General features: G+C 67.9%; 17 protein-coding genes. 11 read left to right on the forward strand and 6 right to left on the reverse strand.

The window, feature by feature from the left end; translation table 11 throughout:
* Positions 1 to 88 precede the first annotated feature (88 nt).
* On the reverse strand, positions 89 to 811 hold the full coding sequence (locus U5919_RS02755; protein WP_336021985.1) for a class I SAM-dependent methyltransferase: 723 nt from the start codon (positions 809 to 811) through the stop codon (positions 89 to 91).
* Between the two features lie 225 nt (positions 812 to 1,036).
* On the opposite strand from U5919_RS02755, the gene U5919_RS02760 reads away from it, so the two are divergent.
* The 5 genes from U5919_RS02760 to U5919_RS02780 all read left to right on the forward strand — a co-directional run bounded on the left by U5919_RS02760 (position 1,037) and on the right by U5919_RS02780 (position 4,149).
* On the forward strand, positions 1,037 to 1,309 hold the full coding sequence (locus U5919_RS02760) for a MarR family transcriptional regulator (RefSeq protein ID WP_336021986.1): 273 nt from the start codon (positions 1,037 to 1,039) through the stop codon (positions 1,307 to 1,309).
* 123 nt (positions 1,310 to 1,432) lie between these two features.
* Positions 1,433 to 2,236 (forward strand): MBL fold metallo-hydrolase, encoded by an 804-nt coding sequence (locus U5919_RS02765; protein WP_336021987.1) that lies wholly within the window; start codon positions 1,433 to 1,435, stop codon positions 2,234 to 2,236.
* 70 nt (positions 2,237 to 2,306) lie between these two features.
* Complete coding sequence (locus tag U5919_RS02770) at positions 2,307 to 3,110, forward strand: YkgJ family cysteine cluster protein (RefSeq protein WP_336021988.1); 804 nt, start codon at positions 2,307 to 2,309, stop codon at positions 3,108 to 3,110.
* A gap of 111 nt (positions 3,111 to 3,221) precedes the next feature.
* Complete coding sequence (locus U5919_RS02775) at positions 3,222 to 3,611, forward strand: hypothetical protein (RefSeq protein ID WP_336021989.1); 390 nt, start codon at positions 3,222 to 3,224, stop codon at positions 3,609 to 3,611.
* A 94-nt stretch (positions 3,612 to 3,705) separates the two neighbouring features.
* Positions 3,706 to 4,149 carry a TIGR00725 family protein gene (locus U5919_RS02780; protein ID WP_336021990.1) on the forward strand — a complete coding sequence of 148 codons (444 nt, stop codon included), beginning with the start codon at positions 3,706 to 3,708 and terminating at the stop codon, positions 4,147 to 4,149.
* Between the two features lie 27 nt (positions 4,150 to 4,176).
* Here U5919_RS02780 and dph2 read toward each other — a convergent pair whose 3' ends face one another.
* A complete protein-coding gene (gene dph2, locus U5919_RS02785; protein ID WP_336021991.1) occupies positions 4,177 to 5,211 on the reverse strand; it encodes a diphthamide biosynthesis enzyme Dph2 in 1,035 nt (344 codons plus the stop codon).
* Positions 5,212 to 5,379: 168 nt separating this feature from the next.
* On the opposite strand from dph2, the gene U5919_RS02790 reads away from it, so the two are divergent.
* The 3 genes from U5919_RS02790 (at position 5,380) to U5919_RS02800 (ending at position 7,423) form a co-directional block, all read left to right on the forward strand.
* Positions 5,380 to 5,754 (forward strand): YlbF/YmcA family competence regulator, encoded by a 375-nt coding sequence (locus U5919_RS02790; protein WP_336021992.1) that lies wholly within the window; start codon positions 5,380 to 5,382, stop codon positions 5,752 to 5,754.
* Positions 5,755 to 6,006: 252 nt separating this feature from the next.
* Positions 6,007 to 6,771: a nucleotide-binding protein gene (locus U5919_RS02795; RefSeq protein WP_336021993.1), complete on the forward strand. Its 765-nt coding sequence runs from the start codon at positions 6,007 to 6,009 to the stop codon at positions 6,769 to 6,771.
* 25 nt (positions 6,772 to 6,796) lie between these two features.
* Positions 6,797 to 7,423 carry an RAD55 family ATPase gene (locus U5919_RS02800; RefSeq protein WP_336021994.1) on the forward strand — a complete coding sequence of 209 codons (627 nt, stop codon included), beginning with the start codon at positions 6,797 to 6,799 and terminating at the stop codon, positions 7,421 to 7,423.
* A gap of 33 nt (positions 7,424 to 7,456) precedes the next feature.
* On the opposite strand, the gene U5919_RS02805 is transcribed toward U5919_RS02800, so the two are convergent.
* Entirely contained in the window at positions 7,457 to 7,765 is a 309-nt protein-coding gene (locus tag U5919_RS02805; protein WP_336021995.1) for a DUF8049 family protein, read from the reverse strand.
* A gap of 108 nt (positions 7,766 to 7,873) precedes the next feature.
* Positions 7,874 to 8,863 (reverse strand): FKBP-type peptidyl-prolyl cis-trans isomerase, encoded by a 990-nt coding sequence (locus U5919_RS02810; RefSeq protein WP_336021996.1) that lies wholly within the window; start codon positions 8,861 to 8,863, stop codon positions 7,874 to 7,876.
* Between the two features lie 160 nt (positions 8,864 to 9,023).
* Between U5919_RS02810 and U5919_RS02815 the strand changes: the two genes are divergently transcribed.
* The 3 genes from U5919_RS02815 to U5919_RS02825 are packed head-to-tail and all read left to right on the forward strand — an operon-like array spanning position 9,024 to position 11,187.
* Positions 9,024 to 9,464 carry a hypothetical protein gene (locus U5919_RS02815; RefSeq protein WP_336021997.1) on the forward strand — a complete coding sequence of 147 codons (441 nt, stop codon included), beginning with the start codon at positions 9,024 to 9,026 and terminating at the stop codon, positions 9,462 to 9,464.
* Between the two features lie 3 nt (positions 9,465 to 9,467).
* Complete coding sequence (locus U5919_RS02820) at positions 9,468 to 10,886, forward strand: hypothetical protein (protein WP_336021998.1); 1,419 nt, start codon at positions 9,468 to 9,470, stop codon at positions 10,884 to 10,886.
* 1 nt (position 10,887) lies between these two features.
* On the forward strand, positions 10,888 to 11,187 hold the full coding sequence (locus tag U5919_RS02825) for a DUF7410 domain-containing protein (protein ID WP_336021999.1): 300 nt from the start codon (positions 10,888 to 10,890) through the stop codon (positions 11,185 to 11,187).
* Positions 11,188 to 11,216: 29 nt separating this feature from the next.
* On the opposite strand, the gene U5919_RS02830 is transcribed toward U5919_RS02825, so the two are convergent.
* Together U5919_RS02830 and U5919_RS15850 are read right to left on the reverse strand one after the other, a co-directional pair.
* Positions 11,217 to 11,420: a hypothetical protein gene (locus U5919_RS02830; RefSeq protein WP_336022000.1), complete on the reverse strand. Its 204-nt coding sequence runs from the start codon at positions 11,418 to 11,420 to the stop codon at positions 11,217 to 11,219.
* 53 nt (positions 11,421 to 11,473) lie between these two features.
* Positions 11,474 to 11,947 (reverse strand): hypothetical protein, encoded by a 474-nt coding sequence (locus U5919_RS15850; RefSeq protein ID WP_425604190.1) that lies wholly within the window; start codon positions 11,945 to 11,947, stop codon positions 11,474 to 11,476.
* Positions 11,948 to 11,958 lie beyond the last annotated feature (11 nt).

Here is an 11,958-nt window from a genome sequence, read left to right on the forward strand (position 1 = left end):
TACGAGAACTTAAATGTCGCACCTCGGAGCGACCGCCGCCCAGCCGCCGCGGGCGACTCCCGAAGGCGGTCGTGCGCTCGCTAACGGATCACTGGGCGTCGTCGCCGTCGACGGTCGCGGTCCAGTACGACACCGACGCCAGCGCGTCCCCGATCGACGTCGCCCCGATCGAGGTGTCGACGTCGCGGAACTCCCTCGCGATCCCGTTGGGGATCTTCCGGTAGAACCCGTACGGGAGGAGGAAGTCGTGTTCGCCGTTCACCAGTCGTAATCCGGCGTCGTCGACCAATCGTTCGACTTGCGACCCCGAGTAGAGGTGCGACCCCATCGGAAGCAGCCAGTTGTACGCGACGCGCGCGCTGCGGCCGTTGAACGTGTCGAAGAAGACGATATCGTTCGAGACGCGGGCCATCTCGGCCATAAACTTCGCCGGCGTGTCCGCGAGGTGGAAAAACCGCATCGCGAAGACGGCGTCGAAGTGGTCGTCGGGGAACGGCAATCGGGCGGCGTCGCCGCGGAGGAACTCGATGTGGTCTGCGACGCCGGCCCGCCGGGCCTTCTCGCGGCCCTGCGCCAGCATCGCGTTGGAGATGTCCAGTCCGATGATCTCCGCCCCACGCTCGGCCAACATCGCGGTGAACCGTCCCGTCCCGCAGGCGATCTCGAGGACCTCCTTGTCCTCGACCGGTCCGAGCGCCTCGAGGACCGCGCGCTTTTCGCGGTCGTCGATGAGTCTCCCGCCGCGCGAGAACCGCTTCGAGTCGTACTCCTCGGCGACCTCATCGGCCTGGTACCACTCCTTTCCTTTCACGCTATCTCCCAGTGCTCACTCGCAGACTAAAACCGTACTGGATGCGCGCCGCATTGCGTGAGCGGGAGACCGCCGGCACTTGCCAGTCGATGCGGACGCACCCGACGGCGGTTTTCGCGACTGATCTTGTGACTCTGTCGCATCCTTGTATGTGTATAAGGTCTACGGATTGTATTGACACACTTGTAGGCAACCTTTACCAAGCGCGCCCCGGTTTCGGGTGGTATGAGCACCAGTACCGCAGAGCTCGACGGTGACCACCTGCTCTCGGAGTCGGAGTACCGCGAACGGCTTCGAGAGCTTCCACCGAGCGCAAAACTCGTCGCGAAAGTCCTCGAAAGCGACGCACCGCTGTCGCAGGGCCAACTCGCCGAAGAATCGCTGCTGCCGGATCGGACGGTCCGCTACGCACTCAACCGCCTCGAAGACGCCGACCTCGTGGGGTCGCGCTACAGTTTCAAAGACGCCCGCAAGCAGGTCTACTACCTGAACACGTAGTCGGCCGGAGGACCGTCGCCGCCGTCTGACGCGACTGCGACGAGTCACGCCTCAGCGGTATCCTCTCTCCCGTCTCACCCGAGCCTGCGGCAACGTTTTCTATCCCCGAATCGAGTTCCGAATGTGACCGCTGCGTCCGCCGATCTCGTCTCGATACGCCGCATCTCCGTCCCGCTCGATAAGCCCGTTCCGACCGGCGCGACCAACGCGTATCTCGTCGGCGACGACGAGGCACTGCTCCTCGACCCGGCGGCTCGGACGTCCGAACTCGACAAAGCCGTCGCCGAGAGCGACGTCGAACACGTCGCGCTCACGCACGCGCACCCGGACCACGTCGGCGGCGTCGCCGCGTACGCCGAGGAAACGGACGCGACCGTCTGGTGTCGCCGCGGCCGCGAGGACCGCTTCGCCGAGTACACCGGCGTCGAACCCGACCGGACGTTCGCCGAGGGATCGACGCTCCCCGTCGCGGGCGGCCTCGACGTCATCGACGTCCCCGGCCACGCCCCGGACCACGTCGCCTTCGAGGCCGACTTCGGCACGATCTGCGGCGACGTCGCCATCGCGGAGGGGAGCATCGCGGTCGCCGCGCCCGACGGCGACGTGCGCGCGTACCTCGTCGCGCTTCGGCGGCTCTACGCCCGCGATCCGCCGCGATTGTTCCCGGGCCACGGCCCGGTCATCGAGGAGCCGCGGGCGGCCTGCGAGCGGCTGCTCCGACACCGACTCGCCCGCGAGCGCGACGTCCTCGCGGCCGTCGAGGCCGGCGCGCGCGATATCGACGCCGTCGTCGACGCCGTCTACGACAGGGACCTCACCGGGGTCCGCAAGTTCGCGCGGGCGACGGTCGTCGCGCACGTGGAGACGCTCGCGGCGCACCGTCGCGTGCGCTTCGACCGCGAGGCCGAGACCGTCGCGCCGGCGTAATCCGCGCCTGTTCATCCGAACCAACTCTCTCGACCGAGAGCGTTTTGTCCGCGTCGGTTCGAAAGTCGCTGTGAACGACACTCGCTCGCTCGAAACCGAGCTCGAACGCGCCCGCGAGCTGTCGGTCGCGGAGCTGGCCGACGCCATCGAGTCGATCGGCTTCGAGTGCACGCGCTGCGGCGCGTGCTGCAAGGGCCACGAGGGCGCGGACGGCGAGGGGACGGAACCGCACACGGCGACGGTCTTTCCCGACGAGATTCGGACGTTGCAGTCGGCCGAAGACGGCCACACGGGATCGGTCGGAGACGGCCACACGGAATCGGTCGGAGACGACCGCACCGGACCCGACGGAGACGCCGCGGCCTCTGAGAAGGCCTACGACTGGCGCGACGTCGCCCGGCCGATGCCGTACGGAATCGTCGAGGGCGACGACGGCCCAGAGGGCGAAACGTTCGAGTGGGCGCTCCAGACGGACGCCTGCGGTGATTGCGCGTTCTACGAGGAGCGCGAAAGCGGGGATGGTGCTGGCACCACGGGGGCGTGCCGCGTCCACGACGACCGGCCGCTGATCTGTGAGACGTATCCGTTCAGCGTCGCGCTCGGCGGGACCAGCCAGCCGATGGGCGAGGCCGTCGACGAGGCGGGGATGGTCCGCGCGCACGAGTGCGAGGGCCTCGGACGCGACATCTCCCGCGACGACGCCGAGGCGTTGGCGACGGCGCTCAAGGAACGCGCCGTCCGCGAGTTGACGGAGGCGATCGGCGTCCGCGACAACTACGGGCCGGTCGATCAGTCCGCTCAGGACGGGGTTGTCGTCTACGATTCCGAGGGGCCGAAGCGTCCGGACGGCACGGCGATTCGCGACGCGGAGTGAGGCGTTCGGGGGCCCGGCGTGGGCGCAACGGACGTCGCCAGTCGCGGACCGGTCTCCGACCCACGCGTCGGTTGCGAGCCTTCTTGACTGTCCCGACCTAACCGAGCGGCAATGACGGCTGACCTCTTCGAGCGGATCGCGAGCGCGACCGAGGGCGACGAGGTGACGATCACGCTCGCCGACGACTCCGTCACCGTCGGCGGCGTCGAATTCGAATCCCCGATCGGTACCCGCGTGGCCGCAGTCAGCGAGCAGACGGTGGACGCGCGACAGAAAGACGTCGACATCGACGGCATCGTCGACCGGCGGATCCTCCATCTCGCACCCGTCGCCGGCGACGATCGCCACGAGGCGTACGTCGTCGAGACGCGCAGCCCGGTCGTCGGCGACGAGACCGTCTGTCCGCTGCGGGCGCGCCCCAGATCGGGCTGCGGCCCCGCCGACGATCTCGGGTCGCTCCCGGTCGTCGGAGACATCGAGGCCCTCGACGTCCGATCCTAGCGTCGATCGGTCCGACTCTAGATCGACCGGTCCGACCGTTCGCGATCCCTCTCCGAGTCGAAATCACTACCCACTCCGCCGACGAGTCTCTGCTATGCGAGTCAGCGTCATCGGCGGAAGCGTCATCGACGAGGAAGAGGCGGAGACGGCGACTGCGTTGGGTCGGCTCCTCGGACAGCGCGGGCACACGGTCGTTTGCGGCGGGCTCGGCGGCGTGATGGAGGCCGTCTGTCGCGGCGCGGCCGAAGCGGGCGGGCACACCATCGGAATCCTCCCGACCGACCGCCGCGCGGACGCGAACGAGTACGTCGACGAGGCCATCGCGACCGGACTGGGCCACGCCCGCAACGCCGTGGTCGTGATGAACGGCGACGCGGTGGTCGCGGTCGACGGCGGCGGCGGGACGCTCTCGGAACTCGGCTACGCGTCGGTCTACGACCGGCCGACCGCCGGGATCGGAACGCACGACGCCGACCACGTCGAAGCGGTCGAGACGCCGGAGGCGGCGGTGAAGTACGTCGAAGAAACAGCAAACTGAGCCGTGTAGTCGACCGCGATCGTCAGTTCACCAGGTGCCGTGGAACGTGTCGAACTCCAGTGAATCGAGCGGCTCGTCGCCGACGGCGATTCGGTACTCGCCGGGCGTGAGCATCGGCTTGTGGAACCGCGGGCCGTCGTCGGTCGTGATCCGCGGACAGCCGGTGTTGACGAACGCGTCCATATCGAAGTTTCTGAGCCGGTCGGGGGTCACTTCGTCCATCGTGATGAGGTAGGCGTCGTCGTTGTCCTCGATGATCTCCTCGGCGATCTCCATCCGACCCTGCCCGATCTTCGTACAGAAGATGACGCCCCACTTCTCGGCGTCCATCGCGCGGTGGACCGCGCCATAGCGCTGCTTCAGGAATTTTTCGGTGTCGGCGACGGTCACGACGTTGTTGACCGGATCGGCGATCAGCACCTTCTTTTCGGGGTGCTCCATCGCGAGACCGAGCGGGTGGAACTTTCCGCCGCCGACGTACAGCACCTGATCGGCGTCGATGTCGGCGGAGGCGTAGTTGCAGCCGAGGACCTGCCCCTCGTAGGTGAGGCGGTCGTCGCCGCGGCGGGTGTGGACGTCGTAGCCGCGCTCTTCGAGCCACTCGACCATCTCCCCGAAGCGGTTCATGTGCTGGGCGGTCGTGACGAGCCCGACCTCCTCTTCGGGGAGGTCCTCGACGGCCTCTTCGAGGATCGGGAACGGATCGACGTTCGAGAAGAGAGGGACGTAAATGATCTTCTCGGACTCCTTCATCGGGGAGTGCCCGAAGTGGACGAACACGTCGGTTCGGCGCATCAGGTAGGTATCGAGATCGCACGCGCCGTAACAGGGTTGCCCGGAGAGCAGAAACGTCACGTCGTCGTCGCACAGCTCGCGGAGGTCGTCGGCGACGGCCGGGCCGCGGCGCTTCAGCCCCTCAGGGAACTGCAGGCCGACGCGGGTCGCGTCGCGCTCGTCGATCGCCTCGACGATCCGGTCTAACTCGTAGTCCCACTCGCGGTCGTGCTTCAGCGACATCCCGGTGTTTCGGAGGTCGCCCTCCGTGGCGGCGTCTTGGCTCATTGCACTCTCATAACTGGTCGACGCCCATAACGGCGGCGGTTCCGAGACGCCCGAAAACGAGCGTGTGAGTGTGTTTCGTGGCGGGTGGTGTCCGTCGAGCGTTCGCCCCTCTCGTGTCAACCGCCCCCGTCCGGCACCTTGAAACGCCTCGCGTCCGAACGGGCACTGATGAGCGTCCAGACAGATCGACTCGAAGCGCTCGGCCGCGAACTCGGCGAAGCGATCGCCGAGACTCCCGAGTACGAGGCGTTCGAGGAGAAGAAGGCGGCCGTCGAGGCCGACGACGACGTCCAAGAGCAGATCGCGGAGTTCCACGAGCGGCGCGATCACTTCATGCACGCCCGACAGATGGGAAACGCCACCGAGGAGAACCTCCAGCGGGTCCAAGCGGCCCAAGAGGAACTGCACTCGATGCCGAAGATGGCAGCCTACCTCGACGCCCAAGAGGAGCTCACAGAGCGCCTCGAAGCGGTCAACGAGGCGATCTCCGACCCGATCGCGGTCGACTTCGGCGGCGAGGCCGGCGGTTGCTGTCACGACTGACTACGACTGAACGACTGACTACGACTGAACGACTGACTACGACTGAACGACTGACTACGACTGAACGACTGATTCTGCGCCGTCAGCCGTCGGCGTCTGATCGTGTTTGGTTAAGCGATAGCGGGCAAAAAACCGCCACTGGGTGGGGCTTCCACGGTCTTTTCGCAACGACATCACCCGTTTCACTCCAAACTACACTGCACCCGGCGTCTCCTGCGAACGTTCAAATACCATACCGGGACCACGAGCGGTATGCTCGCGATCGCCGGCGGAAAGGGAGGCAGCGGCAAGACGACTACGACGCTCGGGGTGGCCCGCGCGATCGACGGCCCGAGCGTCGCGGTCGACGCCGACTGCGACCTTCCTAATCTCCACGCGCTCGCGGGCGTCCCTCGGGGCGCGCCGCCCGACGGGCTCGGCCATCCCGACCCGGGAGCGGACGACGACACCCGAATCGTCCCGGCCCCTCGCGACGCGCCCGATGGGATCGGGAGTCGGCTCCGTCGCCTCCGGGCTCGCGAGCGCGGCGAAGCCGACGCGTCACCGGTCACCGTAGGAGCGATCGGCCGGTGGGCAGCAACCGGACACACCGCGACGGGCAACCGCGGAGAAGAGTCCGGCCACGACACGCCGCAAGACTTCGACGCGTCACCCGACTGCGCCGCGCCGCGCGACCGCGAGACTATCGGCACCGTCCTCGTCGACTGCCCGGCGGGCGCGGGGCCGGACGCGACCGTGCCCCTGCGCGTCGCCGACGGCGTGCTCGTGGTCGCGACGCCGTGCGTCGCCGCCCTTCGCGACGCCGCGAAGACCGCGGCGATGGCGCGAGCGGTCGGAACGCCAGTCGTCGGCGGCGTGCTCACGCGAGCGCGACTCGTCCCGCCGGGCGTCGAGGAACTGCTCGGCTGTGAGGTCCTCGCGACAGTTCCGGACGCACGCGACCCGCTCGCCGATGAACGTGTCAGACGCGCGTACGACGATCTCGGCGCAGCCCTCTTCGATCGGCCGAAAGGCTAAGCCGCTCGACTCCGTACGCGTCGTCGTGGCAGGGAGACTCTCGACTGGCGTCAGCGTCCTCGATCGCCAACTCGACGGCGGGATCCCGCCGGGGAGCATCGTGCTTCTCGCCGCGGACCCCGCCAGTCAGTCTGAGTTGTTTCTCTACGAACTCACCGCGGTCCGCGCGTCGCTGTATCTCACGACGATCCGCTCGGATCAGGCGGTCCGCGACGCGATCGACCGGACGGCGGGGCACGTCGGCGAGCCGACGGTGCGCGACGTCGGCGGCAACGCGCCGCTCGACACGGCGAACCGCTTCGTCCGCGACCTCCCGGAGGGTGCGAACCTGATCATCGACGTCGTCGACGTCTTAGAGGAGACCGAGCCCGCCCGCTACAGGCAGTTCCTGAACGAACTGCAGACGCATATGGTCAACACCGGCGGACTGGCGGTGCTCCACGGGATGAAAAGCGACGGCGAGCCCCGAAACCGGGGCTACACGAAGCACATGTCCGACGCGGTGTTCGATCTCCACACGGAGATCAAGGGCTCCGACATCGAGAACCGCCTCGCGGTGCCGAAGTTCCGCGGCGCGCACCCGCCCGAAGAGACGATCAAGCTCCGACTCGGCGAGCGCGTCACGGTCGACACGAGCCGCGATATCGCGTAGTCGTCGCCCGCAGCGGTATTTCTCCTCCGTCGCTCAGACGACGAACCCGAAGTACAGAAGCGCCGCGAACGTCACCGCGACCGTCAGCAGCGACCAGTTCTGCGGCGTATCGAGCCCGCCGAGGGAGAGCCGCTTTGTGAACAACGAGAGGAAGTAGGGGCCGAGCGGCAGCAACCGCCAGACGAGAGAGACCTCTCGATCGAGGCCGTACTGCAGGAGCAGCGTGAGGCCGACCGTGCAGGCGGCGGCCACTGCGGCGACCCGCAGGTCGTCGGTCCCGGGGAGTTCGGTGTCGGGGCTGGCATTCGGATCGGGTTCGGCGTCGGTGGATCGCTCGGACATACTGATTTCTGTTCTCCGCAGTGACGGCCGTCGGCTGCCGCTCCGTGGCGAGCGGCGAAGAAGACGGAACGGTCGCCCCTCGGCGAGCCGTTCGGTGGGACAGCGACGTTACTCGTCGAGGTCGGCGTCGAGTTCGTCGGCGAGTTCGTCGGCGTCGACGTCGACGTCCTCGACGGCCTCTTCGAGGTCCGCAGCGTCGAGACCGCCGGCGTCGCCTCCCATCATTCCGCCGAGACCGCCCATCATCCCGCCCATTCCCTCGATGGTCTCCTGAACGATGACGCGATCGAGGTCGAGGCGGTCCATCACGTCTTGGGCGATCTGCTGCTTCGAGAACATCCACTGCTGGTTCATCGTCATCTGCGGGGTGGCCTCGATGTACAGCGTCTCCTTCTCGACTTCGACGGTCTCGAATTCGGGTTCCTCCTCGTCGTCTTCGTCGGCTTCGTCGGCTTCGTCGTCGTCAGCCTCGTCGTCCTCGACGAGCTGCTCCTCTTCGACGGTGTCGGTCTGGATCCAGACCTCGGGGGCCTCTTGGAGGTACATCTCCAGCATACTGCCGGCCTGCTCCTCGCGATCGTCGACGAGTTCGAGGACTTCGTACTCGTATTCGAGGTCCTCGCCGGCCAGCGGGTGGTTGAAGTCGACGCGTGCGCGACCGCTGACGATCGTCACGATCCGGCCCTGGTCGCCGTCGATCTGGACCTGTGCGCCGGGGTAGCGCTGGTCCTCTTCGATCTTGTTGGCGCTGACCGTCCGAACCTGATCGTCGTCGTACTCGCCGAAGGCCTCGTCGGCGGCGATCTCGACCGTGCCGCTGTCGCCGACCTCCGCGCCGATGAGCGCCTCGTCGACGCTCTCGAAGACGTGCCCGGCACCGACGACGATGACGCGCGGCTCGAACTCGTACTCGTCGGTGTCGATCTCGGCCTCTTCGGCCGTCTCTAGGTCGGTCGTGTCGACGACGGTGCCGTCGTCTGCGGTTCGGAGCGTGTAAGCGAGGCGGACGAAGTCGCCGTCCTGAATTCCGTCGGCGACCTCTTCCGCGTCGGCGTCTGCCTGTGATTCGGCGGCGTCCGCCTGCTGATCGTCACTCATACGCGGACAATCTCCCGTGCGACCCTTAAGAATCACGTTTCGACTCGCGGACGCGTCCGACGAGGGAGACGGGGACGACGACGGGAATGCGGTCTCTCGCCGTCGACTCGGTGCTGCGGCGAAGTTTTATCACGGACGACAGTGATGTTCACCTGTTCACATGGCACAGGCGACGCTCGTTGCGAGCTTTCTGCTCGGAATGCTCCTCGTGGGCGGTATGGTTCTGCTGCTCTCACGCGGGCGGTTCCGCTACACGCCGGGGGGCGAGACTGAGGACGGAGATCTCGTGGCTCGCCTAACCGAGATTGCACGGACGCCGCTCGCGTGGACGGTTGCGTTTCTCGCGCTGGCGCTTTTGTCAGGGCTCGCGACGGTCCTCGCAGTCGGCGGATTCGACGTCTCTCCCGGCGTGTCCGGGGGAGCCATCGCGCTGCTCGCGGGGATCGCGACCGCCGTCCTCGTGGGCTATCTCTTCTACGGAACGTTCGCGGCCGCGCGATCCCGAGGACTCCACGCTGCGCAGGCCGCCGCGTTCGGATCGTGGGCTGTCGGGTTACTCCTGCTCGTCGCCGTCGTCGCGAGCCTTCTCGGACTCGTGTGAGCGATGAGCGACGAACCGGCTGTCACCGGCCGCTCGCGGTGGGGCGCGAACCGAGGTATCCGCATCGTCGCATTCGTGCTGTTCGCGACGTTCTCGGCGGTGGTCGTGTTCGCCGACCCCGTCCTCGCGCACGCCGGGTCGTTGGGTGCCGTCTCTCGAAGCGCACCCGTACCCTCGTGGCTGGTAATCGCTTCGGGCGCGGGAGTCGTCGGCGCGTCGTTCCTGTTCACGAGCCTCCTGACGGATCGGCAGGCCATCGAGGGCTTCCCGCGTCGCGGCCGATCGCTGGCGCTGACGGCCGTCGGTTCGGGCCTCGGTCGGATCGCCCGCTGGACCGCGGTCGCGGCGGTGCCGCTCGTGGTCGCCGTGGGACTGATCGGCCCCGACGCACCCGCGGCGAACCTGCTCACGCTCGTCGTCTGGGTCGTCTGGTGGGCGGGGTACACGATGACGACGTACGCCGTCGGCGACACGTGGCCCGCGCTGAATCCGTGGCGGACCGTCGCGTCGCTGATCCCCCTCGAACGGCGGTCGCTCCCCGATTGGGTGGGCGCTTGGCCCAGCGTCGTCGCTCTCCTCGCGCTCGTCGCGATCGAAGTCCTGAGCCCGGTGGCCGCCGATCCGCGACTCCTCGCGGCCGTGGTGATCGGCTACTCTACCGTCACCGTTGCCGGCGCGGCGGCCTTCGGCGACGCGTGGTTCGATCGCATCGACCCGGTGGCACGGACGTTCGCACTCTACGGTCGCTTCGCCCCGGTCCGTCGAACGGATTCGGGGCTCGACGTCGGCCTCCCGGGCGCGGGCCTCGCGCGCGACACCACCGTCTCCGACCCCGACGACGTGGCGTTCATCGTCGGGCTGGTCTGGGTGACGACGTTCGACGGGCTCGTCTCGACGGCCGCGTGGGAGCGCGTCACGAGCGCGGTGGCGGCCCTCGGCGTCCCCGTGTGGGTGGTCACGCTCGCGGGGCTGCTCGGGGGTTTCGCCTGCTTCGTGGCCTGCTACTGGCTCGCGGCCCGCGGCGTCAGGCGAACCGCACCGACGTACGTCTCGACGCGGTACCTCGCGGGGTGGTTCGCGCCCGCGCTGGTCCCGATCGCCGCGGGCTATCACTTCGCGCACTTCGTCGGCTATCTCGTCGGCTTCGCGCCCACGATCGCGGCCGTCGTCGCCTCGCCGCTCGCACCGCCGGGGTCGCTGGTCGTCCTGTCGCCGCCGGGATGGTTCGGTGCGGTCCAAGTGATCGCGATCGTCCTCGGGCACATTCTCGCTGTCTGGGTCGCTCACGCCCGGGCGTTCGAGCTGTTCGCCGGTCGAGTCCAACCGATCAGGAGCCAGTACCCGTTCGCACTCGTCGCCGTGCTGTATACGACTGTCAGCCTCTGGATCGTCGCACAACCTATCGCGACGGGGATACGTTGAGATGCCTGAACAGTCACCCGTTCCCGAGACAACGGTGCCCGAGACAACGGTACCCGACGACGGGACGACGCCGGCCGTCTGTCCGAACTGCGGTCGATCGTTCGTCACCGACCGGCAGCGCGCGCTCCACGTCGGCGAGCGACACGACGCGACGCCCGCAGAGCGGCGCGCCTACGAGGACGCTCGCGAAGCCGAGAGCGACGAGCTGTTCCGCCTTCACCTGAAGGTCGTCTTCGCCGTCGGTCTGCTCTATGCGGCGTCCGTCGTCGCCGGCGTCGTGGCGTTCAGCCTCCCCGGGTGAGTGGGATTCCCCACATCCGAGCTGGGCGTTCAGACGCCGTGATCTCCGCTCTCGGCTGGATCCGGCATTCGAGCGACGGCGGCGGTGAGAAGCCCCACACCGGCGAGCGAGACGAACCCCCAAGCGGCGACGACGGTCGTCGACATCCCCGCGGCCTCCGCCGAGAGGAGTCCAACGAGACCCGCACCTACGAGCGCGAGCGCCGCCGCCAGCGCGAGTTGTGACGCGTCCATCGTCACGCCGTACGCCGGCAACCGTGGTAAATGTTCACATTGCGCTCTCGCGCTCACGGCTCCGGTGATCCGCCCCACCCGATCGCGACGAGGAGGACGAACACCGCGGCCGCGAGCGCCAGACTCGGGCCGAAGACGAGCGCGTCTGTCGGCCGTCCGCGAGTCACTTGGAGCAGCATCACCGCGACGCCGACGCCGACGGGGACTGAAAAGAGGAGGGCGTAACCGAGGACGGCGCGACGGGACCGCCTCCCGCCGCCAGTGTCGGCATTCTGCGGTCCGTTCGAGTCGCCGGTATCGACGCTCGCCGCTCGTCTCGGCTCGTCGGCATCGGCGTTCTCACGGGTCAATTCGTCGGCATCGACGTTCTGCGTTCGGCTCGATTCACCGGCGATCGATCGGTCGTGCTTTGCGGTTCCGTGGTCGGCGGCGTCGGTGGATGCGTCGAGGCCAGTCGCGTCGTAGCCGGTCGCTCCGAGACGGGTGGTGTCGAGCGCGCCCTCGAAGTCGGTAATCGAGTGAAGCATCGGTTTCGGGT

The organism is Halobellus sp. LT62 (assembly GCF_037031285.1).
Lineage (GTDB): Archaea > Halobacteriota > Halobacteria > Halobacteriales > Haloferacaceae > Haloquadratum > Haloquadratum salinisoli.

Excerpts from the sequence above, each read along its gene's own strand:
- U5919_RS02760 (WP_336021986.1), top strand. The coding sequence starts at position 1,037 with ATGAGCACCAGTACCGCAGAGCTCGACGGTGACCACCTGCTCTCGGAG.
- U5919_RS02775 (WP_336021989.1), top strand. The coding sequence starts at position 3,222 with ATGACGGCTGACCTCTTCGAGCGGATCGCGAGCGCGACCGAGGGCGAC.
- U5919_RS02780 (WP_336021990.1), top strand. The coding sequence starts at position 3,706 with ATGCGAGTCAGCGTCATCGGCGGAAGCGTCATCGACGAGGAAGAGGCG.
- dph2 (WP_336021991.1), bottom strand. The coding sequence starts at position 5,211 with ATGAGCCAAGACGCCGCCACGGAGGGCGACCTCCGAAACACCGGGATG.
- U5919_RS02790 (WP_336021992.1), top strand. The coding sequence starts at position 5,380 with ATGAGCGTCCAGACAGATCGACTCGAAGCGCTCGGCCGCGAACTCGGC.
- U5919_RS02795 (WP_336021993.1), top strand. The coding sequence starts at position 6,007 with ATGCTCGCGATCGCCGGCGGAAAGGGAGGCAGCGGCAAGACGACTACG.
- U5919_RS02805 (WP_336021995.1), bottom strand. The coding sequence starts at position 7,765 with ATGTCCGAGCGATCCACCGACGCCGAACCCGATCCGAATGCCAGCCCC.
- U5919_RS02810 (WP_336021996.1), bottom strand. The coding sequence starts at position 8,863 with ATGAGTGACGATCAGCAGGCGGACGCCGCCGAATCACAGGCAGACGCC.
- U5919_RS02815 (WP_336021997.1), top strand. The coding sequence starts at position 9,024 with ATGGCACAGGCGACGCTCGTTGCGAGCTTTCTGCTCGGAATGCTCCTC.
- U5919_RS02820 (WP_336021998.1), top strand. The coding sequence starts at position 9,468 with ATGAGCGACGAACCGGCTGTCACCGGCCGCTCGCGGTGGGGCGCGAAC.
- U5919_RS02825 (WP_336021999.1), top strand. The coding sequence starts at position 10,888 with ATGCCTGAACAGTCACCCGTTCCCGAGACAACGGTGCCCGAGACAACG.
- U5919_RS02830 (WP_336022000.1), bottom strand. The coding sequence starts at position 11,420 with ATGGACGCGTCACAACTCGCGCTGGCGGCGGCGCTCGCGCTCGTAGGT.
- U5919_RS15850 (WP_425604190.1), bottom strand. The coding sequence starts at position 11,947 with ATGCTTCACTCGATTACCGACTTCGAGGGCGCGCTCGACACCACCCGT.